The 22,863-nt window shown below is 64.2% G+C and carries 19 protein-coding genes; 11 read left to right on the forward strand and 8 right to left on the reverse strand.

What is annotated here, in order from left to right:
• Positions 1 to 2: 2 nt before the first annotated feature.
• From pta to MMB74_RS01700, 3 genes are all read right to left on the reverse strand, one after another.
• Positions 3 to 1,043, reverse strand: coding sequence for a phosphate acetyltransferase (gene pta, locus MMB74_RS01690; RefSeq protein ID WP_277426853.1), 1,041 nt, complete (start codon positions 1,041 to 1,043; stop codon positions 3 to 5).
• A 13-nt stretch (positions 1,044 to 1,056) separates the two neighbouring features.
• On the reverse strand, positions 1,057 to 2,874 hold the full coding sequence (gene xsc / locus MMB74_RS01695) for a sulfoacetaldehyde acetyltransferase (protein ID WP_277426854.1): 1,818 nt from the start codon (positions 2,872 to 2,874) through the stop codon (positions 1,057 to 1,059).
• Positions 2,875 to 3,034: 160 nt separating this feature from the next.
• Complete coding sequence (locus tag MMB74_RS01700; RefSeq protein WP_277426855.1) at positions 3,035 to 3,439, reverse strand: nuclear transport factor 2 family protein; 405 nt, start codon at positions 3,437 to 3,439, stop codon at positions 3,035 to 3,037.
• 355 nt (positions 3,440 to 3,794) lie between these two features.
• Here MMB74_RS01700 and MMB74_RS01705 point away from each other — a divergent pair, with 355 nt between their 5' ends.
• The 3 genes from MMB74_RS01705 to MMB74_RS01715 are packed head-to-tail and all read left to right on the forward strand — an operon-like array spanning position 3,795 to position 6,465.
• Positions 3,795 to 4,655, forward strand: coding sequence for an ABC transporter permease (locus MMB74_RS01705; RefSeq protein WP_277426856.1), 861 nt, complete (start codon positions 3,795 to 3,797; stop codon positions 4,653 to 4,655).
• Between the two features lie 24 nt (positions 4,656 to 4,679).
• Positions 4,680 to 5,699: an ABC transporter substrate-binding protein gene (locus tag MMB74_RS01710; RefSeq protein ID WP_277426857.1), complete on the forward strand. Its 1,020-nt coding sequence runs from the start codon at positions 4,680 to 4,682 to the stop codon at positions 5,697 to 5,699.
• 28 nt (positions 5,700 to 5,727) lie between these two features.
• Positions 5,728 to 6,465, forward strand: a complete 738-nt coding sequence (locus MMB74_RS01715) for an ABC transporter ATP-binding protein (protein ID WP_277426858.1) — start codon at positions 5,728 to 5,730, stop codon at positions 6,463 to 6,465.
• A gap of 62 nt (positions 6,466 to 6,527) precedes the next feature.
• Here MMB74_RS01715 and MMB74_RS01720 read toward each other — a convergent pair whose 3' ends face one another.
• Complete coding sequence (locus MMB74_RS01720) at positions 6,528 to 7,340, reverse strand: IclR family transcriptional regulator (RefSeq protein ID WP_277426859.1); 813 nt, start codon at positions 7,338 to 7,340, stop codon at positions 6,528 to 6,530.
• Positions 7,341 to 7,651: 311 nt separating this feature from the next.
• On the opposite strand from MMB74_RS01720, the gene MMB74_RS01725 reads away from it, so the two are divergent.
• From MMB74_RS01725 to MMB74_RS01750, 6 genes are all read left to right on the forward strand, one after another.
• Positions 7,652 to 7,786: a hypothetical protein gene (locus MMB74_RS01725; RefSeq protein ID WP_277426860.1), complete on the forward strand. Its 135-nt coding sequence runs from the start codon at positions 7,652 to 7,654 to the stop codon at positions 7,784 to 7,786.
• 11 nt (positions 7,787 to 7,797) lie between these two features.
• The gene (locus MMB74_RS01730) at positions 7,798 to 9,213 is read left to right on the forward strand and encodes an FAD-binding oxidoreductase (protein ID WP_277426861.1); all 1,416 of its coding nucleotides are present in this window, start codon (positions 7,798 to 7,800) and stop codon (positions 9,211 to 9,213) included.
• A gap of 217 nt (positions 9,214 to 9,430) precedes the next feature.
• Positions 9,431 to 10,858 (forward strand): amino acid permease, encoded by a 1,428-nt coding sequence (locus MMB74_RS01735; RefSeq protein WP_277426862.1) that lies wholly within the window; start codon positions 9,431 to 9,433, stop codon positions 10,856 to 10,858.
• A 137-nt stretch (positions 10,859 to 10,995) separates the two neighbouring features.
• Positions 10,996 to 13,956: a molybdopterin oxidoreductase family protein gene (locus MMB74_RS01740; protein WP_277426863.1), complete on the forward strand. Its 2,961-nt coding sequence runs from the start codon at positions 10,996 to 10,998 to the stop codon at positions 13,954 to 13,956.
• Complete coding sequence (locus tag MMB74_RS01745) at positions 13,953 to 14,696, forward strand: 4Fe-4S dicluster domain-containing protein (protein ID WP_277426864.1); 744 nt, start codon at positions 13,953 to 13,955, stop codon at positions 14,694 to 14,696. Before MMB74_RS01740 ends, MMB74_RS01745 begins: the two co-directional genes overlap by 4 nt.
• A gap of 45 nt (positions 14,697 to 14,741) precedes the next feature.
• Entirely contained in the window at positions 14,742 to 15,692 is a 951-nt protein-coding gene (locus MMB74_RS01750) for a DmsC/YnfH family molybdoenzyme membrane anchor subunit (RefSeq protein ID WP_277426865.1), read from the forward strand.
• A 99-nt stretch (positions 15,693 to 15,791) separates the two neighbouring features.
• Here the strand turns inward: MMB74_RS01750 and MMB74_RS01755 are convergent, their stop codons facing one another.
• Together MMB74_RS01755 and MMB74_RS01760 are read right to left on the reverse strand one after the other, a co-directional pair.
• Positions 15,792 to 17,324 carry a PLP-dependent aminotransferase family protein gene (locus MMB74_RS01755; RefSeq protein WP_277426866.1) on the reverse strand — a complete coding sequence of 511 codons (1,533 nt, stop codon included), beginning with the start codon at positions 17,322 to 17,324 and terminating at the stop codon, positions 15,792 to 15,794.
• Between the two features lie 223 nt (positions 17,325 to 17,547).
• Positions 17,548 to 17,673: a hypothetical protein gene (locus tag MMB74_RS01760; protein WP_277426867.1), complete on the reverse strand. Its 126-nt coding sequence runs from the start codon at positions 17,671 to 17,673 to the stop codon at positions 17,548 to 17,550.
• Positions 17,674 to 18,226: 553 nt separating this feature from the next.
• Here MMB74_RS01760 and MMB74_RS01765 point away from each other — a divergent pair.
• On the forward strand, positions 18,227 to 18,613 hold the full coding sequence (locus tag MMB74_RS01765; RefSeq protein WP_277426868.1) for a DUF302 domain-containing protein: 387 nt from the start codon (positions 18,227 to 18,229) through the stop codon (positions 18,611 to 18,613).
• Between the two features lie 51 nt (positions 18,614 to 18,664).
• On the opposite strand, the gene MMB74_RS01770 is transcribed toward MMB74_RS01765, so the two are convergent.
• Positions 18,665 to 19,936, reverse strand: a complete 1,272-nt coding sequence (locus MMB74_RS01770) for a DUF6596 domain-containing protein (protein WP_277426869.1) — start codon at positions 19,934 to 19,936, stop codon at positions 18,665 to 18,667.
• Positions 19,933 to 20,304, reverse strand: coding sequence for a YciI family protein (locus MMB74_RS01775; protein ID WP_277426870.1), 372 nt, complete (start codon positions 20,302 to 20,304; stop codon positions 19,933 to 19,935). Before MMB74_RS01775 ends, MMB74_RS01770 begins: the two co-directional genes overlap by 4 nt.
• 620 nt (positions 20,305 to 20,924) lie before the next feature.
• Here MMB74_RS01775 and MMB74_RS01780 point away from each other — a divergent pair.
• Complete coding sequence (locus MMB74_RS01780; protein WP_277426871.1) at positions 20,925 to 22,856, forward strand: TonB-dependent siderophore receptor; 1,932 nt, start codon at positions 20,925 to 20,927, stop codon at positions 22,854 to 22,856.
• The last annotated feature ends 7 nt before the right edge of the window (positions 22,857 to 22,863 follow it).

Here is a 22,863-nt window from a genome sequence, read left to right on the forward strand (position 1 = left end):
TCTCACGCGGCGTGGGGTTCCTGCGAGGGATGGGCGCGGCGCGCGTGCGCGGCTTGCGCTTGCACGGCGGTGACGGCGATGACGTAATAGATGTCCTCGCTGCTGCACCCGCGCGACAGGTCGTTGGCCGGGTAATTCAACCCCTGCAGCAGCGGGCCGATCGCCTTGGCGCCGCCGATGCGTTCGGCGAGCTTGTAGCCGATGTTGCCGGCGTCGAGATTGGGAAAGACGAGCACGTTCGCGTGTCCGCCCACCTGCGAGTGCTCGATCTTGCGTTCGGCGATTTCGGCAACGATCGCCGCGTCGAGCTGGACGTCGCCGTCGATGGCCAGGCCCGGGCGCACCGATTTCACGCGCTGCGTCGCCTCGATTACCTTGTCCACGTGCGCGTGATGCGCACTGCCGCTCGTGGAGAACGAGAGCATCGCCACGCGCGGCTCCTCCATCAGCAAACTGCGCGCGCTGTCGGCCGCGGCCATGGCGATTTGCGCGAGTTGCTCGGCATCGGGATCGACGACGAGCGCGCAATCGGAGAACACGAGCCCGCCCTTGTAGCGATGAAACGGCTCGCACAGCATCATCAGGAAGAAACTCGACACGAGCTTGAACGACGGCTCGAGGCCGATCAATTGAATCGCCGTGCGCACGACGTCGGCCGTCGTATTGACCGCGCCCGCCACCGAGCCGTCGGCGTAACCGTGCCGCACCATCAGCGCCGAGAAGACGAGCGGCTTGAGCGCTTCCCGTTGCGCGAGCTCGGGCGTCATGCCCTTGCCGCCGCGAAGCGCGACGAGGGTGTCGACGAACGGCGCGCGCCATTCTGAATCGTCCGGATCGACGAGGGCGATGTCGCCGAGCGCGAGCGATTCGCGCTCGGCGACCGCGCGGATGCGGCCGGGATCGCCGACCAGCATGACGCGCGCGATGCCGTCGCGGCTGGCGCGCACCGCGGCGGCCAGCACGCGTGGATCATCGGCCTCGCACAGCACGATGCGCATGGGCGACGCGCGCGCCGCCTCGATGATGCGGTTGAGGGCTTTCATAGTGACTGGCCGGTTAGACGTAGTCCTTGTACTTGTCGAGCAGGCGCACCGGCTTGGACAAGGCGTCACGACGGAAGGGATCGCCCAGTTCGCGCGTGCACATGATTTCGATGATCGTGGTCTTGCCTTCGTTCATCTGCATGTCGATCGCGCGTTTGAGCGCAGGGCCCACGTCCTCCAACTGATCGACGACGATACCCTCGGCCCCCATCGCGCGTGCGATCGCCGCGAAGCTTTGATTGTCGAGCTCGCCCGCCACGAAGCGGCGGTTGTAGAAGTCGACTTGGTTCTTCTTTTCCGCGCCCCATTGACGGTTGTGGAAAACCACGGCCGTCACGGGAATTCCATGGCGCACGCAGGTCATCGTCTCCATGAGGCTCATGCCCCAGGCGCCGTCTCCGGCGTACGACACGGCAGGGCGATGCGGCGCCGCCACCTTGGCGCCGATGATCGTCGGGAAGGCATAGCCGCAATTGCCCCAGCTCATCGCCGCAAAGAAGCTGCGCGGCTTGTTGAAGCGCAGGTAGCTGTTCGCGACCGAATTGATGTTGCCGATGTCGGTCGACACCATGACGTCCTCGGGCATCGCTTTCTCGAGTTCGCGCAGCACCTGCCGCGGATGCAGATAGTGCCCGCCATTGAACGTGCGCTCGTGCTTTTGCTCCTCGATCATGTCGAGGCTGTAGGCGTCGAGCTCGTGCGTCCAGCCGTCGAGTTCTTTTTCCCACGCCGCTTTCTCGGAGGCGATTTGATCGGCGCGTTCGCTGCGCGTGGCGTCGCAGGCGAGTTCGCGATCAGCCAACCGCTGCGTGAGCGCAATCGCCGAAGCCTTGGCGTCGCCGCAGATGCCCACGGAGATCTTCTTCACGAGGCCCAGCATCTTGTGGTCTGCGTCGATCTGAATGATCTTCGCCTCTTTCGGCCAATAGTCCATGCCGTGCTGGGGCAGGGTGCCGAACGGCCCGAGGCGCGAGCCGAGCGCAATCACCACGTCTGCGCGCGAAAGCAGCTTCATGGCCGCTTTCGAGCCTTGATAACCGAGCGGACCGCACCAGAGCGGATGATTCGCCGGGAACGAGTCGTTGTGCAAATAGCTGTTGACCACCGGCGCACCCAAGCGCTCGGCCAGCGCTTTGCAAGCCTCCACCGCATCGGCCATGACCACGCCGCCGCCCGAGATGATGACCGGGAACTTGGCGTGCGCGATCAGATCGGCGGCCTCGTTCAAGCTTTCGTCGCCGCCGGGGCCGCGATCGAGCTTGCGCGGTTGCGGGATCTCGACCTTGATCTTGCCGTAGAAGTAGTCGCGCGGGATGTTCAGCTGTGTCGGTCCCATCTCGGCCTGCGCGCGATCGAAACAGCGCGCGGTGAATTCGGCCATCCGCGCCGGATGCGTGACATGGCCTTGGTATTTCGTGAACTCCTGAAACATCGGCAACTGATTCGCTTCTTGAAAGCCGCCGAGGCCAATGCCCATCGTGCCCGCTTCGGGCGTGACGATCACGACGGGGCTGTGCGCCCAATAGGCGGCCGCGATCGCGGTCACGCAGTTGCTGATGCCGGGGCCGTTCTGGCCGATCACGACGCCGTGGCGGCCCGATACGCGCGCATAGCCGTCCGCCATATGGCCTGCGCCCTGCTCGTGCACGACGGGAATCAAGCGGATGCCCGCCGGCGCGAAAATGTCCATCGCATCCATGAACGCCGAGCCCATGATGCCGAACATGTCGGTCACGCCATTGGCCGCGAGCGTTTCGACGAACGCTTCGGAAGGGGTCATGTCTTGCGGGCCGCTGGCCGTCGCGCGCTTGGAAGGGGATTGGTCGCTCATCAGTGTCTCCGGTGCTCGGTTAACGAAACGCTTGGTTTCCGATGCTATTCAGCGGTCAAGTCGGGTCAAGCCATTCCGTCTGCCGACGACGAATTTGGAATGGAATGAAATGATTCGTTTCAAAAGACGCGCGATGCGCGGGCAACGCACGTCCTGCGGTTCATGCGGGCTGCTTCGGGCGTTCCTTGCGGAATGCCCGTTTGACCGCGATCAGCCCATCGCGGAATTCGAACAAGTCGCAACCTTCGGCTTCGATGCGCCAGCCGTCCGTGTGGGTGCCGGTAAACACCCATTCGGACACGCCGCGTTCGCCGGCGACGTAATGCCGGCCGTGGCCCCAATGCGCATCGGGAAAGGCGCTGAATACCGCTTCGAATGCGACGCGCACCGCGTCGCGGCCCACGAAGCGCATCCCGTGCACGTCGGGGCCTGCGGCGGCGTCGAACACGCAGTCCTCGGTCATGAATCCCATTAGCGCGTTGGCATCGTGGCGGTTGAACGCGTCGGAAAACGCGGCGAGCGTGTCGGCCGTCACGACGCAAGGGGCGAGAGGCGTGTCTGTCATGCATGTCTCCTGAACAATGAGCGGGCCGCGCCTCGCTGGAAGGCAAGCCGCGGCATGGTTTATCGACACGTTATCGGGCGCGCGCAGGGGCCGGTAGCGCCAGTTTCCGGGTTTCGCTTGGGCCAGAGGGGCAGCGATCGCGAAGGGTTGGCGGGCCTTCGCGCTGGACCCATCGGAACCCTTCGCCTGGCACTACCGGCGCGCTTATTGATTGACAATGCTTGACTAAACGGGCGAGCTATCTCCTGTTTGTCGTACGCGCATCGAGACGCCGATGCGATTTGCTGCAGCGAGGTTGCGTGCCGGATGGCTGCGCGCGCCGTAAGCGCCCTATGTAGAACCGAAGGAGACGGCAGTGAGAGCGAGAGCACTACCCGAACAGGGCAAGACGATAAAACGGCCCGCAGGGCCGCCGCGCGAGCCGCGCATCAAGCTTCGCCTCGTGCATGCGAGTATGAAATCGTATGGACTGACGGCTGCCGTGCTGGCGATAGCGGTCCTGCTGTGGCAGGCGGTCTCGATGGCCGGTGTGTTTCCCGCCTTCGCACTGCCTTCACCGGTCGCCGTATGGCGCGCGTTCGTCGACATCGTGCGCGACGGTTACGGCGGGCAGTCGCTCGTCGGCGACATTTTGGTCAGTTGTTTTCGCATCGTCATCGGTTTCGTCGGCGCGGTAGCGATCGGCGTGCCCGTGGGTCTCTTGATGTCGCGCAACAAGATCGTGAACGACATCATCGATCCGTTGCTGCAATTCGTGCGGCCCGTGCCGCCGCTCGCCTACATCCCGCTGCTCGTCGTCTGGTTCGGCATCGGCGAGTTGCCCAAGGCGATTCTGATCCTCGTCGGCACGATCCCGGTCATCATCATCGGCACCATGTCCGGCGTCAAAAGCACGCCGCCGCTGCGCATCGCGGTCGCGCGCACGCTGGGCGCAACCAATGCGCAAATCTTCCGAAGAATCGTGCTGCCCTCGGCATTGCCGGAGATTTTCACCGCCATGCGCGTCGGGATCGGCGTCGCCTGGACCTGCCTCGTTGCGGCCGAACTGATCGCCGCCAGCAGCGGCCTTGGCTGGCTCGTGCAGTTCGCGGGGCAAGCGTTGCAAGTGAGTGTGGTCATCGTGGGCATCGTCATCATCGGGGTGATCGGCTATGCCATGGAATTGGTCATACGCAAAGTCGAGAACTGGGTCGTGCCTTGGCGCGGGCATGACTGATTCCACTCATCGAGGAGACGAAACATGAAAACGAAACATGGCATGGCAGCGGTTGCCGCGGCGTTACTGGCGGCCAGCTATTTGGCGGGCGGCGTGGCTCACGCGCAAAGCAAGCCCGAGGTCGTCATCGGCTATGAAGACAACGGCGCCGATCCATATATGGTGTCGATGGCCGAGCATCTGTTCGAACGACATATGAACGCCGACGTGCAGTACAAGCTCTTCAGTTCGGGTCCCGCGGCCATGAGCGCGCTGGCGTCCAACAGTCTGACGTTCATGTGCGGCATCGGCATTCCGCCGCTCGTGACGGCGATCGCGCAAGGCTTGCCGATGACGATCGTCTATAACCAGGAGCGCTACACCAACGCGGCCGGGATCGTCGTCAAGCCCGAAAGCGGGATTCGCGATGTGGCAGGCCTGCAGGGCAAGAAGATCGCGATCGTCGCGGGCTCGCAGGCGTCGTTCGAATTGGCGACGTTTCTCGCCCAAGCGCACGTGCCGTATTCGGCCGTGACACAAATCAACATGGCGCCGCCGCAAATGCGCACGTCCTGGGTGACGGGCGCGATCGACGCGGCCATCGTGTGGGACCCCGTATTCAGCGCACTGCGCGCGGCGGGCGGAAAGGCGATCAAGACCGACGGCGATCTACCGCGCGAGGCGTCCAGCTACAACGTGTGCATCGCGAACGCCGAGTGGGCCAAGGCCCATCCCGAGCTGACGGCTGGCTTCGTCGCGGCGCTCGACGAAGGCTATCAGGTGACGCAGACGCATCGCGATCGCGCGCTCGCCGAGATGGCGCGGCAAACGGGGGTGACCGTCGCGGTCGCGCAAAGCGAATTGGCCGGCTATGAGCTCTTTTCCGGTGCGGATCAGACCACGGCGAAGGTGATGGGCTCCGGCGCGGGCACGAAGACATCGGCGACTTACCAGACCTTGGTCAACACCGCGAAGGTGCTCAACACGATCGGCCGCATTCAGTCCGTGCCGGCCACCTTCGATGCGAACGTTGCGCCGCAGTATTCGCAATCGCTGGCTCATTGAGCGCAACGCAGCGCTGTAGGAGATCGACGTGAACATCGTCATCGATTCGCTGTACAAGACGTTCGGCGCGACCTCGGCGCTCGAGAACATCAATCTGCAGTTTCAGGGCGGCGAATTCGTCACCGTGCTCGGCGCCTCGGGCTGCGGCAAGACGACCTTGCTGCATTTGCTCGCCGGACTCACGTCTCCCTCGAGCGGCAACATCTACATCGACGGCGAGGCCAAGAGCGCACCAGGGGCCGACCGCGTCGTCGTTTTCCAGCAGGCCGGATTGCTGCCCTGGCTGAGCGTGGAAGAGAACATCGAATTCGGTCTTTCCTTGCACGGCGTGCCGAAGGCGCAACGGCGGCAGGCCTCCGCCGAGATTCTGCGCACGATCGGCCTCGAAGCGTTCGGGCATCACAAGACCTACGAGCTATCGGGCGGCATGCAGCAACGCGTGGCAATCGCGCGTGCGCTCGTGATGAAGCCCAAAGTCTTGTTGATGGACGAGCCCTTCGGCGCGTTGGACGCGCAAACGCGCACGGCCATGCAGCGGTTCCTGACGCAGCTGTGGGAGCAGTTGCATTGCACGATCGTGTTCATCACGCACGATATCGACGAAGCGGTCTTTCTCGGCACGCGCCTCGTGGTGTTGTCGTCGCGGCCGGGGCGCGTAGCGCTCGACGTGCCGATCGAGTTGGATCGACCGCGCACGCCGCAAACCGCTTTCGAGCCGCATTTCCTAGCGCTCAAAAAGCGGGCGATGGACATCTTGGCGCATTGACCGGCAAGGCGGGAGAAGTAGGGGGCGTAGGCCGGGCACCGAGCCCGAGCCGCGTCGAGCCCCTACGCCCGGCTCACATGGAGCAGCGGTGCAAGTCCGCTGGCCGCTTGCTTCATTTGCGGCACGGCTTTGAGCAGATCGTCGAGCGTCGCGCGCGCGGTCGGCGCATGAACGGCCAGCGACGCCAGCACGCGGCCATCGTCCGCATCTCGGACGGGCACCGCGACCGCCACCATGCCGCGCACGAACTCCTCGTTGTCGATGCCGACGCCGCGTGCGCCGAGCCGATCGAGTTCGGCGGCGAGCGTTTTCGGATCGGTGAGCGTGCGATGCGTCATCTTCTTGAGCGTCAGGCGCGCGAGCATGGCGTTGCGCTCGAGCAGCGTCATTTGCGAAAGAAACAGCTTGCCGCTCGCCGTGCAATGCAACGGCACGCGCATGCCGGGACGCATTTCGAGCCGTAGCGGTTCGGTGGTTTCAACGCGCTCGACGTACAGCACCGCGTCGTTATCGAGCGCGGTCAAATTACAGGTTTCGCCGAGCGCTTCGACGAGCGCACGCAACACCGACCTGCAGCCACGCGTGAAGGTGTTGTTCGATAGGGCAGCCAATGCGAACTGCGCCGCGCGCGGACCGAGCGCGATCGCGCGATCGTGGCCGCGCGAATCGGGCATGTGCATGACGTAGCCGCGCGACTCCAAGGCTTCGATCATCCGCAGCAGCGTGGCCTTGGGGATATGCAGGCGTGCGGACAGTTGCGACAGCGTATAGGGCTGCCCCGCAGCCGCGAGCGCTTCGAGCACAGCGAGCGCACGTAGCACGCGTGCCTCGTCGGCGGGTGTGGCGTCGGGTGATGTGAAGGCGATGTCGGACATACGTATCGGTTCGTCGAGGACGACGAGATAAATGAACCGTTTTGTACCACTTCATAGCGTGCGGCATGAAAGTGCGGCTGCCTATGCTGGTTTATGCCGATACGGCATGCGGCACGTTCGGCGATCACGATCACGTGCGCCGCCTCGCTCGCATGGCATGGCGTGGCGTGCACGCTTGGCGCCCTGGTCCAAGCGAATCTACGCCACTGGTTCTACCTGCGCGAAATTGACCTACCTACACTTTCTTCGACGGATCGCCGCATCGAAAGCGTTGCGCGCGAACGAGTGAAAAGAACGACCAGGAGATAGAGATGGACAGCAGTCATTTCGCACGGCTCGAGGGCGCGGCAAGCCTGCCCGGCGCGAACGATCACGAAGGCGGCCCGAGCACTGCGGCCGCGCACGCGAAGCGGGCGCCGGCGCGCGTCGTACGGGTCAATCCTTAGGAGTCCTCATCATGGAATACAGCTCAGTCGAGCGAGCGGCGAGCGGCTTTACCCCGGACGCGGCGACCGACCGGCGCTACGATCCGAAGTACGATCCGCTCGTATCTCCGGGGCCCGGGCACGGCAAGGACTATGCGCCGACGTACTGGGTCGCGACCGCCGGCACGGCGCCGCCAGACGATGGCCCGATCGTCAAGGACATCGACGTCGATGTCGCGATCATCGGCGGCGGCTATACCGGCCTCGCCACGGCGTTGTGCCTCGCGCGCGAGCATGGCATCAAGGCGGTCGTGCTCGAAGCCAACCGCACGAGTTGGGGCTGCAGCAGCCGCAACGGCGGGCAGGCCCAAAACGCATCGGGCCGCCTGTCGCGCTCGCAATGGATCGAGCGCTGGGGAAAGGGCGTCGCGATCAAGATGCATGAAGAGATTCTCGAAGGCTTCGAGCACTTCAAGTCGCTTGTTGCCGAGATCGATTGCGATCCGCAGCCGGGCGGGCACTTTCTCATCGCGCATCGTCCCCGCCTCATGGAAAAGCTCGCCGCCGAAGCGAAAGTCTGGAAGGACGTATTCGGCTATCCGTCGGAACTGCTGAGCGCGCAAACCTTCCGCCGCGAATTCGTCGACGATCACGAGGCGGCCGGCGCACTGCACGAGCCCGAAGGGATCGGCATTCACGCGCTCAAGCTTGCGTTCGGGTACCTGCGGCTTGCGCGAGCGGCGGGCGCACGCGTGCATACGAGCAGCCCCGTGACCGGTTGGGAGACGATCGGCGGCGTGCATCACCTGCATACGCCGGGCGGCGTGGTGCACGCCCGCTCCGTCGGCATCGCAACGGGCGCGTACACGGCGCAGACGTTGCACCCGGCGCTGCGCAGCAAGGTGATGCCGATTCTATCGAACTCGATGGTCACGCGCGTATTGACCGACGCCGAAATCGCCGCGTGCGGCTTTCGCACGACGCAGGTGCTCACCGATACGCGCACACTGCGGTTCTATTACCGTTTTCTGCCCGATCGGCGCTTGCAGATCGGCAGCCGCAGCGCAATCACGGGCGAGGACGCGCCGAACCCGCGCCATCTGGATCTGCTCAAAGAAGGCATGGCGCGCAAGTTTCCGGCATTGCGCGGCGTCGATATCGACTATTCGTGGTGGGGCTGGGTGGACGTGAGCCACGACATGATGCCGCGCGTGTGCCAGCCCGATCCGAAGCAGTCGGTCTACTATGCGCTCGGCTACGGCGGCAACGGCGTTTCGTATTCGCAGCAAGCCGGGCGAAGGCTGGCCGAGCGCATCGCGGGCAAGAGCGCGCACCAGACGCTGCCGATTTTCACGAGCCCGCTGCCGGGCCACCCGTTCGCGCCGTTCCGCCGAATCGGCCAACGCATGCTCTATTTTCAATACTTCAGGCGCGACGAACGGCCGTAGTCCGGGCGCGGCTTATGCCGCGATCGCCGTCATGCACGCCCGGCCGATGGCAGGCCGGGCATCGCATCACCCATTACGACAGCAATGAAACCCATCCATGCGGCGGGGCGCGCAGACGCCTTGGCGTGTGGGTTCGAAGGCGCTCGCCATTGCGCTCGCAATGGCCGATTGGCGTTTTCGCCTCGACAGCGGTTAAATCACTAGATATGGAGAAGACATGCAACCCTCGATGGATAACGGCACACTGAAATGCGGGCTCAAGCAGCGTCACATGACGATGATTGCGCTTGGCGGCGTGATTGGGGCAGGGCTCTTCGTGGGCAGCGGGGTCGTCATTCAGCAAACGGGCCCTGCCGCGATTCTCTCGTTCTTGATCACGGGCGTGCTCGTCGTGCTCGTGATGCGCATGCTCGGCGAGATGGCGTGCGCCATGCCCGCCGTCGGGTCCTTCTACGAATATGCGCGGCTCGCCTTCGCGAACCGGCGCGGGCCGGGCAGGCTCGCCGGGTTTTTGACCGGTTGGATGTACTGGTACTTCTGGGTCATCGTAGTGGCCCTCGAGGCAGTGGCGGGCGCCAAGCTCGTGCAGTTCTGGTTGCCCGACACGCCCGCGTGGGTCATCAGCCTCGTCCTGCTCGTCGTCCTCACGGCGACGAACCTGATTTCGGTCGGCAGCTACGGCGAGTTCGAGTTTTGGTTTTCGTCGATCAAAGTCGGGGCAATCATCGTCTTCCTATTCCTCGGGGGCCTGTATGTGCTCGGTTTATGGCCGGCGTCGTTGCACACGAGCGCCGTGCTGCCGACGTTGCTCGGTCATGGCGGCTTTATGCCGCTCGGCGTCGGGCCGGTATTGAGCGGCGCGGTGGCGGCCACGGGTTTCTACTTCGGGGCGGAGATCGTGACCATCGCAGCGGCCGAGGCGCAAGAGCCGGCGCGGGCGGTGGCCAAGGCCACGAACTCGGTGATCACGCGCGTGCTCGTCTTCTACGTGGGTTCGGTCGCGCTCGTCGTCGCGCTGGTGCCGTGGAATTCGGCGAGCATGGCAACGCCATATGTCAGCGCGTTGCAGGTGATGGGATTGCCCGCCGCCGCGCACGTCATGAATGCGATCGTGCTGACTGCCGTGCTCTCGGCGCTCAATTCCGGACTCTATGCCGCATCGCGCATGCTGTTTGCGTTGACGCGCAACGGCGACGCGCCGGCCTCGCTCGCGAAGGTCAATCGGCGCGGCGTGCCGGTGCGCGCGATTTTGCTCGGCACGCTGTTCGGCTACGCATCGGTCGTCATGTCGTACGTCTCTCCCGATACCGTATTCGCATTTCTCGTCGATTCGTACGGGACCGTTGCGATCTTCGTCTACGTGTTGATCGCGTTTTCCCAATTGCGCTTGCGCAGCCGGCTCGACCGCGCGCAAGCGGACCGGCTTCGCGTGAAGATGTGGGGCTTCCCGTATCTGACCTGGCTCTCGATCGCAGGCATGATCGGCATCCTGATCGCGATGGCGTTCATTCCCGATCAGCGTAAGCCGCTCTGGCTCGGCGTCGCGAGCCTCGGCATGCTGCTGCTTGCCTACGCGCTGTTCGTGCGGCGCCGCCGCGAGCGTGCCGTCGACGAGCACGAGTTGGCCTCCTATCCTCCCCGCTGAATTATCGCTTCGGCCGATAGTTTCGATCATCGAATACAACTTTTTGCCGGCCGCGGACGCACCTACCATAGCCATATCCCACTGCGGGCGCGGCCTCGTCGAGGCCGCGCGCCGCGTTGCGCAAACGAGGGAGCACGATGGATCATCACGCCCGTACGCAAAACGAGAAGCTGGAGTTCAAGACGACGACGTGCTACATGTGCGCCTGCCGTTGCGGCATTCGCGTGCATCTGCGCGACGGCGAAGTGCGTTACATCGACGGCAACCCCGAGCACCCGCTGAACCAGGGCGTGATTTGCGCCAAGGGCGCTTCGGGCATCATGAAGCAGTATTCGCCCGCGCGGCTCACGCAGCCGTTGATGCGCAAGGCGGGCGCGGAGCGCGGCGAAGCCCGGTTCGAGCCGGTCTCGTGGGAGGTCGCGTTCGACGTGCTCGAGCAACGTCTTTCGCATTTGCGCGCGACCGATCCGAAACGTTTCGCGCTCTTCACCGGCCGCGACCAGATGCAAGCGCTCACGGGCTTGTTCGCCAAGCAGTTCGGCACGCCCAATTACGCGGCCCATGGCGGCTTTTGCTCGGCCAATATGGCGGCCGGGATGATCTACACGATGGGCGGTTCGTTTTGGGAGTTCGGCGGCCCCGATCTCGATCGCGCCAAGCTTTTCTTCATGATCGGCACTGCCGAAGATCATCATTCGAATCCGTTGAAGATCGCGTTGTCGAAGTTCAAGCGGGCAGGGGGGCGCTTCATCGCCATCAATCCCGTGCGCACGGGCTACGCCGCGATCGCGGACGAATGGGTCCCGATTCGCCCGGGCACCGACGGTGCGTTGTTCATGGCGTTGATCCGCGAATTGATCGAGCACGACGCTTACGATCGCGCGTTCGTCGAACGGTTCTCGAATGCAGCCGAACTCGTCGATCTGCGCGAGGACCGCGATACCTTCGGGTTGTTCGTGCGCCACCCGAGCGCGCCCGAAGTCAACGCGCTCTATCCGCAGAATCATCTATGGTGGGATACGCGCACCGATCGCGCCGTGCTGCATCACACCGACGGCGCGCAGCCCGCGCTCGAGGGCCGTTATCTGCTCGAGGACGGCACGCCCGTCGCACCGTCGTTCACGTTGCTGCGCGAGCAGGTTGCGCACTGCACCCCGCAATGGGCGGAGCGCATCACTGGCATCTCGGCTGCGACGATCGTGCGTATCGCGCGTGAAATGGCGACGGTCGCGCGCGAGCAGCGCATCGCGTTGCCGGTGCAGTGGACCGATTCTTGGGGCAAGACGCACGATACGGTGGAGGGCGCACCGGTGGCGTTTCATGCCATGCGGGGCCTCGCGGCGCATTCGAACGGGTTTCAAACGATTCGCGCGATGGCCGTGTTGATGTCGCTGCTCGGCACCATCGACCGGCCGGGCGGCTTCCGGCACAAGTCGCCGTATCCGCGTGCGGCGCCCCCTTCGGCGAAACCGCCCAACGATCCCGCCTCGATCAAGCCCAATACCCCATTGGCAGCGGGGCCGCTCGGCTGGCCCGCTTCGCCCGCGGATCTGTTCGTGCACGAGGACGGTTCGCCCGCGCGCATCGACAAAGCATTTTCCTGGGAGTACCCGCTGGCCGTGCACGGGCTCATGCATTCGGTCATCACGAACGCTTGGCGCGGCGATCCTTATCCAATCGACACGTTGCTGATCTTCATGGCGAACATGGCGTGGAATTCGTCGATGAATCCGGGCCAAGTGCGCAAGATGCTGGTCGACAAGCGCGAGGACGGCCAATACAAGATTCCGTTTCTCGTGGTGTGCGATGCGTTTCAGTCGGAGATGACCGCGTTTGCCGATTTGATTCTGCCCGACACGACTTATCTCGAGCGGCACGATGTGATGTCGATGCTCGATCGCCCGATCTCGGAGTTCGACGGGCCCGTCGATTCGGTGCGCGTGCCGGTCGTGCCGCCGACGGGCGAATGCAAGCCGTTCCAGGAAGTGCTGATCGAGCTGGCGAGCCGTTTGAAACTTCCCGCGTTCACGACGGCGGAGGGCAAGCGTAAGTTCCGCGATTATCCCGACTTCATCGTCAATTTCCAGACGGCGCCCGATTCGGGCACGGGTTTTCTGATCGGCTGGCGCGGCAAAGATGGCGAGAAGGCGGTGGTCGGCGAGCCCAATCCGAAGCAATGGGAGCAGTACGCGAGCAACAACTGCGTGTATCACCACAGGCTGCCCGAATCGCTGCAGTACATGCGCAATTGCAACGGCCCGTATATGCAGTGGGCCGTCGATAACGGCATGCGCAAGTTCGGTTTGCCGATCGTCATCCAACTTTATTCGGAAGTGATGCAGACCTTTCGCCTGGCGGCGCAGGGCAAGACGAGCGGGCGGCAGCCGCCCGATCATTTGCGCGAGCGGATCGTGCGTCATTTCGATCCGCTGCCGTTCTGGTATCCGCCGCTCGAATTGGATGCGACCGATTTGAAACGCTATCCGCTAGCGGCGATCACGCAGCGGCCGATGGCGATGTATCACTCGTGGGATTCGCAGAATGCGTGGCTGCGGCAGATTCACGGCGAGAACCATTTGTTCGTCAATCCGGCGACGGCCGCCGCAGCGGGGATCGACGACGACGGCTGGATTTATGTCGAATCGCCGTGGGGCAAGGTGCGTTGCCGCGCGCGTTATAGCGAGGCGGTGGAACCCGGCACCGTCTGGACCTGGAATGCGATCGGCAAGGCGGCCGGCGCGTGGAATTTGGGGCCTAGTGCGGGGGAATCGCAACGCGGCTTTTTGCTGAACCACGTGATCACCGACGAGTTGCCGAGCGATAGGCGAGGCGGGGAAAGGATCTCGAACTCCGATCCCATCACCGGGCAGGCCGGTTGGTACGACGTGCGCGTGCGCATCTATCGCGCCGAAGGCGATGCCGCGACGACGCTGCCGCAATTCGAGCCGATGCAGCCGTTTCCCGGTTCGACGAACGTGTTGCAACGCATGCAGGCGTATTTCGCCGGGAAGGGCGAGTTCGCGGCGAGACTGCGCAGCAAGGGGGCAACCGGCGGATCGCCGCACGAGGCCGCGCATCGAGAAGGAGATCGATCATGACGCAGATGGCGCTTGTCATCGACCTGAACGTTTGCGTGGGGTGCCACGCTTGCGTGACGAGTTGCAAAGAGTGGAATACGTCCGGCGAGGCGGGCAGTCTTGCCGATGCTCGCCCCTATGACGACGATCCGTCCGGGACGTTCTTCAATCGCGTGCAGACGTATGAAGCAGGCGTGTTCCCGATGACCGATACGATTCATCTTCCTAAATCGTGCCTGCATTGCGAGGATCCCCCGTGCGTGCCCGTCTGCCCGACGGGCGCGAGCTACAAGCGCAAGTCCGACGGCATCGTGCTGGTCGACTACGACAAGTGCATCGGCTGCAAGTACTGCGCATGGGCTTGTCCGTATGGCGCGCGCGAGCTCGACGAGGGTCGCAAGGAGATGACCAAATGCACCTTGTGCGCGGATCGCATCGACAACGAAGCATTGCCGGAGCGCGATCGCAAGCCCGCGTGCGTGCTGGCCTGCCCGACTTCGGCGCGCTTGTTCGGCGATATCCACGATCCTCAGTCGGAGGTTTCACGCGCGATCAGCGAGCGCGGCGGGTATCAACTCATGCCGGAATGGGATACGAAGCCGTCGAACCACTACTTGCCACGCGTCACCACCGCGCCTTCTTGCGGTTGCGGCAGCGGCAGCACTTGTGGCGGCGCGGCGTCCGGCGCGCAACAGTCCTCGCTCGAAGCGAAACTCGAACGCGGTGAAATCGCGCTTGCCGCACTGGCCGTGCAGCGTTGACGTTCACGTTTTCATTCCATTCAAACAGCATCGACGGAGCGCCCCATGCGGCCCGCCTTTTCAGTCATTTTCCTCACGACGCTTTGCGGTGCGGCGCAAGGCCTGCTGCTTACCCTCGTGGCGCTCGAAGCCACCGCACATGTCGTCGCGGGCGTGGCCGTGCCTTCGGCGTTCTATGTCGCAGGCGCTGCGCTCGCGGTCGTACTGGGCGCCCTCGGCCTGCTCGCCTCGTTTTTTCACCTCGGACACCCCGAGCGGGCTTGGCGCGCGATCGCCATGTGGCGCACGTCGTGGCTCTCGCGCGAATGCCTCGCGCTACCGGCGTTTCTATCGCTTACGGCGGCGTACGGACTCGCGCATTGGCTAGGATGGGGCGATACGCTTGCAATCGGTTCGATCGCCGCCGCGGCGAGCGTCGTCTTGTTCGTTTGCACGGCGATGATCTATGCCTGCTTGCGCTTCCTGCAGGAATGGGCAAGCCCGCTCACGCTCGTGAACTTCATCCTGCTCGGCTGCGCTTCCGGCTGCACGCTCGCGACGGCGTGTGCGGCTTGGCTCGCGCCGACGCTCGTCGTCGTGCTCGCGCCGTGCGCATGTTTGTTGACGCTCGCCGGTTGCGCGAGCCGCTTGGCCTCGCTCATGCGTAATGCGCGCCTGAAGCCAAAATCGACCGTGCAGAGCGCGACCGGTATTCGTCACGTCAAAGTCGAGCAAAAGTCGCGCGGCTTCACGGCCAGCGCGTTCAATACGCGCGAGTTCTTTCATGGACAGAGCGCCGGCGCGCTGCGCGCGATCAAGGCCGGGTTCGTGACGGCTGCATTCGCCGCGCCGTTCGTGCTGATCGGCGCGGGCGCGCTCGCGCCGAGATCGAGCGCGGCGGCGCTCGTGTTGGGCGCCGCGTTCGTGATTCAGTATCTGGGGCTCATCGCCGAACGCTGGTTCTTCTTCGCCGATGCGGCTCATCCGCAGAACATCTACTATCAGCGCGCGTCGTAACGGAGCGCGCAGGTAAGGGCGCGCGTCTCCGATCGCATTGTGTGGTGGACTGGTTGCTGGTCGCCGCACGCCCAACGCCAACCGTCGGGCTAGGCCCGGCTACACACCAGGCCGCTGCGTGCGCACGCATTGCGCGAGCGCTCGCACGCCCGGCTCGATCCGATCGAGCGCAATCGCCGAGAAGCCCATGCGGAAATAGCGCCGCGCATCCTGATCGTCGCTCATGAAGAAGACGTTGCCCGGCTCGATCAATACGCCGACGGCTTGCGCATCGGCGGCCAGCCGCTCGGCGTCGAGCCATTGCGGCCCTTCGACCCACGACGATGCACCGCCCGTAATCGGCACGTAGCGCGCTTCGGGCAGATGCGCGTCGAGCGCGGCCATCAGCGCTTGCGAGCGTTCCCGGTACGCATGCGCGAGCCGCCGCAACAGCGCATCGTGATGGCCGAGGGCGAGAAACGTCGCGAACGCGCGTTGAACGTAGCCGACCGGATGCCGCACCATCAAACGCCGCAACGCACGCAATTCGCGGATCAGCTCGCGCGGGCCGACGACATAGCCCAGCCGCAAGCCCGGCGCGAAGGTCTTGGAAAGGCTGCCGACGTAGATGACGCGATCGGCGGTATCGAGGCTCTTCAACGCGGGGTGCGGCGTACCCGAGAACGTGTTCTCGCTCTCGTAGTCGTCTTCGACGATGACGAAGTCATGCTGCCGCGCCAACTCGAGCAGGGCACGCCGCCGCTCGATCGGCATCGTCGCGGTCGTGGGGCATTGATGGCTCGGCGTGACATAGACGTAGTCGCAGCGGGCAAGCGAGGCGGCGAGCGCATCGGGCGCGATGCCGTAACCGTCCACGCGCAGCGGCAGGAGTTGCGCGTTGCGGTTTTCGAAGATGTTACGCGCGTCGGGATAGCCGGGGTTCTCGAAACCGACGGTCGTCTCTTTGCCGCAGAGCAAATCGGCCACCAGGTACAGGGCCTGCTGGCAACCGTTCGTGATGATGATTTCCTCGGGCGCCGCGAATACGCCGCGCCGCGGCAGCACGCGCGTGCGGATTTGCTGGATCAGCGACTCGTCGTCGCGCTCGATCAAATCGGGCGCCCAATTGCGAATCTCCATGATCGACAGCGCTTTCATGCAGCACTCGCGCCAATCGTTGGTCGGAAACAGCGACTGGTCGAACTGTCCGTAGATGAACGGAAACTCGTAATGCTGCCAATTCGCCGGTTTGACGATATTGCGTTGCGCCGAAGGCGGATGCGCGATGCGTTGCCGCCAAACGGGGCGTCCGGCCGCTTCGCCGTCGGCTGCGCTCGATGCGGCACGCGCTGCGGTGTCGATTCGTGGGAGGCTGCGCAGCATCTCGGGATTGACGAAGTGTCCGCTGCGCTCTCTCGAGATCAGATAGCCTTCTTCGACGAGCATTTGATAGGCGAGCACGACTGTATTGCGCGCGACGCCCAATTGCTCGGCGAGCTCGCGGCTCGACGGCAGGGCTACGTTGGACGCGAGTTGGCCGTCGAGGATCGCGGCGACGAGCATTTGCCGGATTTGATCCTGCAGACTCTGCTTCGATCCCGACGACCGCTGAAACTGCTGGGCCCATAACGCGGTCGGGGTGCGGCTCGGCATGCTCTCTCCTGGGGGCGTCGGGATGGCAAGCGGCGCGCGAGGCGTGCAGGGCGCACATGGGTTCGCGGAGCCATCCGAATTGGCGGTGCGCGCATCGCGCGATGATTGCTCGAATCATACTGAACTCAGGTGCGTGTCGGCGATCGGGAGAAACATCCGTGGCGCAAGGCACCCGCTCGAGGTTGCGCATTCCGCGCGGCGCGGGCAGCGGCCGCGTTACGCGTCAACGTGCGATTTGCTGAAGCAACAAGTGCAAGAGCTGACCTAGCGCGTGCTGCATCTGTTCCGGCCTGAGTTGATAGGCCAGCAGCACCGGGCCGCTCAGCAGTGCAATCACCAGATATTTCATTTACGCCTCCTCACGGTGGGGGTGTCGTGAGGCGGGCCAGTAGCCGACCGCCTATCGTTTGTCGATGGCAAACAGCAGGTCCTATGCCATGTGCGCGAAGCCCGCGTGCAATATGGCGTCTAGGCGATGGCGCCGCTTCGAATGAGCGATTCGCTCGCCTGAGCGTTGCGGCGTCGAAACATCGGGCGTGCAGGCGATTGCGCGCGGGAAGGCTGAGGCGGCGCATCGGGCGACGTATTGCACGCGGCTTTGCGCGCGGCGCAACGCGATGAAGGGGCGGCTCGCGCTCCAGAGCGGTTGGTCCGGTCGGCCGGGGTTTACTTGGCAGCGCGCAAAAGCGTCACAAGAATGAAACGTGGAGTTCGAAATGTCCGGCCGGGAAGGTAACGGCGTCTGGCATTCGCTGAGCAGCGAAGCTGTGTTGGCCGTCTCCTCGCCAGCGCTCGCCGTCGTCGTTTATTGAGGCGGATCAAGCTGCACAACGCGCATCTGGCGGATGCTGGAAGGCGTCGGCACTTGCGTGCGATACCGCATACCATTCGGAGGCTAGCCCATGAGTTATTACTTTGCGAAGACGCTGACCATTCCTTTCGACGCTGCAGTTCAGCGTGTCGTCGACGCATTGAAGCAGGAGGGGTTCGGCGTTCTGACGGATATCGATGTGCAGAGCACGTTGAAGGCGAAGATTGGCGTAGACTTTCGCCGCTATCGCATCCTGGGCGCATGCAATCCCGTGTCCGCGCATCGGGCGCTCGAAGTTGAAGACAAGATCGGCACGATGCTGCCTTGCAATGTCATCGTTCAGGAGACGGCGGACGGCCAGACCGAAGTCGCCGCCGTCGATCCCGTAGCATCGATGCAAGGCATCGACAATCCACAGTTGGCGCCGATCGCGGAGCAGGTGCAAGCCAAGTTGAAAAGCGTAATCGCCAGTCTGTAGAGCGGGCGTGCTCAACCTAGAGCCGTGCGCCCGGCTCCACGCCGGGAGCGCTCATTTTGCCGGAGACGATCGAGCGCGCCTGTCCTGCAAATAGCTACGCACGGCGGGATCGCTCGAGAGACCGATCGCAATGTCGTACGACGCGAGCGCCTCGGCCTGGGCGCCTGCGCGCGCGAGCAAATCGGCGCGCGCCGCCCAATAAGGCTGATAGTCGGCGAGCCGTGCATCGTCGGCAAAGACGGCGAGTGCATCGAGCGCCGCTTGCGGGCTATCGCGCTCGGCCAGCGCAAGCGCGCGATTGACTGCGACGACCGGCGATGGGGCGATCGCAAGCAGCGCATCGTAGAGCTGGACCACTTCGGCCCAGTTGGACCGCCGCGTTCGACAACGATGGATATGCGCCGACTGCAGCGCAGCTTCGAGCTGAAAGCGTCCGATCGTGTTGCAGGCGCTCGCGCGCCGCAGCAAAACATCGGCTGCATCGATCATCGCGGCATGCCACTTGGCCGGGTCCTGCGCGGACAACGGCACGTAGTTGCCCGCCTCGTCCCGGCGCGCATCGCGCCGCGCGTGCGAATAGAGCATCAGTGCGAGCAAGCCCAATGCTTCGGGTTCGCCCGGCAACAATTCGACCAGCAAGTGCCCGAGAAACAGCGCTTCGCCCGCGAGGTCCTGCCGGACGGCGTCGCCGCCGATCGGGTCCGTCCAGCCTTCGGCGAACACGGCATAGACCGCTTCGAGCACAGCCGAGAGGCGCTCGCCCAACTCTTCGCGTTCGGGCACCGTGAACGGCACGCCGGCATCGCGAATTTTGTTCTTCGCGCGCGCCAAGCGTTTGGCCATGGCGGCGGGCGAAGTCAAGAACGCCGACGCGATCGTTTTCGCATCGATCCCGAGCACGACCTGCAGCATCAACGGCGTGCGGACGCCCGCTTCAAGCGCCGGGTGCGTGCAGGCGAACAGGAGCGCGAGGCGGCGATCGGGCAGGGCGGTTGGGTCATGCTCGTCGATTTCGTCGGCGAGCAGCAGCAACTGATGCGCAAATTCATCGCGCACGACGCGATGGCGCACCACGTCGATCGCGCGGCGCCGCGCGACCGTCATCAACCACGCCTCGGGATTGGCTGGGCAGCCGCGCACGGGCCAGTCGGCCAACGCGGCCGCGAACGCATCGGCGAGCGCGTCTTCGGCCGCAGCCACGTCGCGCGTGCGCATCGCGAGCAGCGCAACGAGCTTGCCGTAGCTGCGCCGCGCCACCGCTTCCGCGATCGAACGAGCGGTGTCGTTCGCGTCGCCGTCGCGATCGCGGTCGGCGCGTGTCATGCGCCGCTCTTTGCTTCGTGGGGCAGAGTCCAGATCGGGCGCACTTCCATGATGCCGTGGCTCGCGCCGGGACAGCGTGCCGCCCATGCGATCGCGGCATCGAGGTTGGCCGCCTCGATCAGGTAGTAGCCGGCCAATTGCTCCTTGGAATCGGAGTAGGGGCCATCGAGCACTTGTGGCTTGCCGTCGACGAGCCGCACGGTCGTGGCCGTATTCGAGGCCTGCAATCGGTTCGAACCGAGGATCGCGTCCGCTTTCCTCAACGATTCCGTGTACGCCTGATACGCCGCAGCGCCTTGTTGACGCTCGCTGTCGGACATCTGGTCCCAGTGGCCTTCGGCCGAGTAGATCAGCAGCAGATATTGCATATGAGCCTCCGTTGTTGGGTGGTGGCGGCTGCCATGCATCGAGCCGCCATGACCATGACGTGCAAGGGGGCCGGCGAAGGACATCGACGCCGGAAATAGTGCGCTCGCGGCGCGCGGTTTGTCACGGCGAGGGGCGCGCGGTAAGGATCGTGGCCGCGTTTGCCTCGTCGAGATCCCTTGCGAGATCTAACAACCAACCCTATTACGTATTGCAAATCATTCTCATTTGCATTAGTGTTAACAAGACGTAAGGTTGTAGTCCGATCAATTCTTCATCAACAAGAACACTCTTTCATCCTTTAACCGACATGTCATCTCGGCCAAGCCATTCGACGGTTCCGCGGGCTTCTCATCCAACATTTTGTCCTCCTTCCTTCGCGCCGTTGACGTTGGCCGTGCGGCTAGCATTGGCTGGCGCGCTCGTTTCGAGCGCCACTCCCTGCGCGTTTGCACAAGAAAGCAGCGCCGCCGCACCGATGCCGCAACCCGGCGAAACGCCAAAAACGTTGCCTGCCGTCGTCGTACAGGGCGATGCCTCGCCTCGGGCCTTGCCCAAAGCGTACGCCGGCGGCCAAGTCGCGACGGGCGGGCGTCTCGGCATGCTTGGCAACGAGAGCGTCATGGACACGCCGTTCAGCGTCACCCACTACACCTCCAAGCGCATGCAGGACCAGGAGGCGGTCACGCTCGCCGATGTCTTGAATCGCGATCCGTCGATTCGCTTCACGGGGCAGACGGGCGGCGTGACCGATTCCTTCTACATTCGCGGTTTTCCCATCAACGAAGGCAATCTCAGCGAATTCGCGTTCGACGGCGTGTACGGCGTCGTGCCCAACTACCACGTGTTTCCGGAATACGTCGAACGCGTCGAGGTGCTCAAAGGGCCCGCTGCGCTCTTGTACGGCATGTCGCCCAATAGCGGCGTGGGCGGCGTGGTCAACGTCGTGCCCAAGCGCGCGTACGGCAAAGATCTTACCCGCTTCACCGCGGATTACGGTTCGGATTCGCAGGTTGGCGGACACGTCGATCTCAGTCGCCGGTTCGGCAGCGATCGCCAGTTCGGCGTTCGATTCAACGGGCTGCACCGCCAGGGCGGCACGCCGCTCGATAACCAGACCTCGCGCGCGGACGTCGGCGCATTGGCGCTCGACTATCGCGGCGAGAAGCTGCGCGCCACGCTCGATCTCATCGAACAGTATCAATGGGTGGACGCCCCGACACGCCCCTTCGTCGTCGCCTCGGGCATTGCCGTGCCATCCGCGGCCGATGGCCGCCGCAACGTGACGCAATCGTGGTCTTGGTGGAAATCGTACGATCAGTCGGCGTTGCTGCGCGCGGAATACGACGTGGCGCACAACGTGACCGTCTTCGCCGATGCGGGCGGCGCCAAGACCGATGTCGCGCGGCTGTCGGACCAAACGCCCACGATCCTGGACGCATCGGGCGATACGCGTTCGATCCCGCAGAACTGGGCGTTTCAGATCAACCGGTGGAGCGCCGATACCGGCGTGCGAACGCGTTTCGATACCGGGCCGGTTACGCACCGCGTCGCACTGCAAGCGAGCTTCTACCGCGATCGCCTCGCGCAGGCGAGCAATTCGGGCGCCGCGGTGCTCTCGAACCTTTATTCGCCGGTGGAAAGTCCGGCTCAGGCTATTGCCACGCCGTCGCGCGTGCCGAAGGTCTCGTCCTCGCAACTGACCGGCATCGCGCTCGCCGATACGATGAGCGTGCTGAACGAGCGCGTGCAACTGACCGCGGGTGTGCGGCAGCAGCAAGTGAAGTCGGAGAACTTCAACACGGCCACCGGTGCGAGCGCATCGTCTTACGACAAAGGCGCGGTAACACCGCTGGCGGGCGTGGTGTTCCGGCCGGTGCAGGCGGTGTCCCTCTACGCGAATTACATCGAAGGGCTGAGCCGCGGGGATATCGCGCCCGCGAGCGCCTCCAATGCAGGTCAAGTGTTCGCGCCGTACAAGACGAGACAGGAAGAGGTCGGCGTCAAACTGGATCTCGAAACCGTGATGGCGACGCTGGCGGCCTTCCGAATCACCAAGCCGAGCGGGCAGCTTTACGGCGCCGTCTACACGGTGGACAGCGAGCAACGCAATCAAGGGCTCGAGTTGACGGTGGCGGGCGAGCCGCTCAAGGGCGTTCGCGTGCTTGGCGGCGTCACGTTGCTCGATGCGGCGTTGACCCATACCAACAGCGCCGCGACGCGCGGCAACCGGCCTGTAGGCGTGCCCAAGTGGATGGCGAACGTGGGCGCGCAGTGGGATCTGCCCTGGCTGCGAGGCCTCACGTTGACGGGCGGCGTCAACTTCACGGGGCAGACGTACGTCGATCAAGCGAACACGCAGTCGGTGCCGTCGTGGACGACGTTCGATTTCGGCGCACGTTACACGACGGTGATGTATGGCAAATCGACCACGTTCCGCGCTGGAGTGCTAAACGCATTCGATCGCAACTATTGGTCGGGCGTTGCTTCGTACGGGACCCTCTCGCTTGGTGCGCCACGCACGCTGTTCGCGTCGGCCACCATCGATTTCTGAACGGGGC

The sequence above is a fragment of the Trinickia sp. Y13 genome (assembly GCF_029522115.1).
Classification (GTDB): Bacteria; Pseudomonadota; Gammaproteobacteria; order Burkholderiales; family Burkholderiaceae; genus Trinickia.

Coding starts and splice junctions, on each gene's coding strand:
- pta (WP_277426853.1), bottom strand. CDS start 1,043: ATGAAAGCCCTCAACCGCATCATCGAGGCGGCGCGCGCGTCGCCCATG.
- xsc (WP_277426854.1), bottom strand. CDS start 2,874: ATGAGCGACCAATCCCCTTCCAAGCGCGCGACGGCCAGCGGCCCGCAA.
- MMB74_RS01700 (WP_277426855.1), bottom strand. CDS start 3,439: ATGACAGACACGCCTCTCGCCCCTTGCGTCGTGACGGCCGACACGCTC.
- MMB74_RS01710 (WP_277426857.1), top strand. CDS start 4,680: ATGAAAACGAAACATGGCATGGCAGCGGTTGCCGCGGCGTTACTGGCG.
- MMB74_RS01720 (WP_277426859.1), bottom strand. CDS start 7,340: ATGTCCGACATCGCCTTCACATCACCCGACGCCACACCCGCCGACGAG.
- MMB74_RS01725 (WP_277426860.1), top strand. CDS start 7,652: ATGGACAGCAGTCATTTCGCACGGCTCGAGGGCGCGGCAAGCCTGCCC.
- MMB74_RS01730 (WP_277426861.1), top strand. CDS start 7,798: ATGGAATACAGCTCAGTCGAGCGAGCGGCGAGCGGCTTTACCCCGGAC.
- MMB74_RS01735 (WP_277426862.1), top strand. CDS start 9,431: ATGCAACCCTCGATGGATAACGGCACACTGAAATGCGGGCTCAAGCAG.
- MMB74_RS01740 (WP_277426863.1), top strand. CDS start 10,996: ATGGATCATCACGCCCGTACGCAAAACGAGAAGCTGGAGTTCAAGACG.
- MMB74_RS01745 (WP_277426864.1), top strand. CDS start 13,953: ATGACGCAGATGGCGCTTGTCATCGACCTGAACGTTTGCGTGGGGTGC.
- MMB74_RS01750 (WP_277426865.1), top strand. CDS start 14,742: ATGCGGCCCGCCTTTTCAGTCATTTTCCTCACGACGCTTTGCGGTGCG.
- MMB74_RS01755 (WP_277426866.1), bottom strand. CDS start 17,324: ATGCCGAGCCGCACCCCGACCGCGTTATGGGCCCAGCAGTTTCAGCGG.
- MMB74_RS01760 (WP_277426867.1), bottom strand. CDS start 17,673: ATGAAATATCTGGTGATTGCACTGCTGAGCGGCCCGGTGCTGCTGGCC.
- MMB74_RS01765 (WP_277426868.1), top strand. CDS start 18,227: ATGAGTTATTACTTTGCGAAGACGCTGACCATTCCTTTCGACGCTGCA.
- MMB74_RS01770 (WP_277426869.1), bottom strand. CDS start 19,936: ATGACACGCGCCGACCGCGATCGCGACGGCGACGCGAACGACACCGCT.
- MMB74_RS01775 (WP_277426870.1), bottom strand. CDS start 20,304: ATGCAATATCTGCTGCTGATCTACTCGGCCGAAGGCCACTGGGACCAG.
- MMB74_RS01780 (WP_277426871.1), top strand. CDS start 20,925: ATGGACACGCCGTTCAGCGTCACCCACTACACCTCCAAGCGCATGCAG.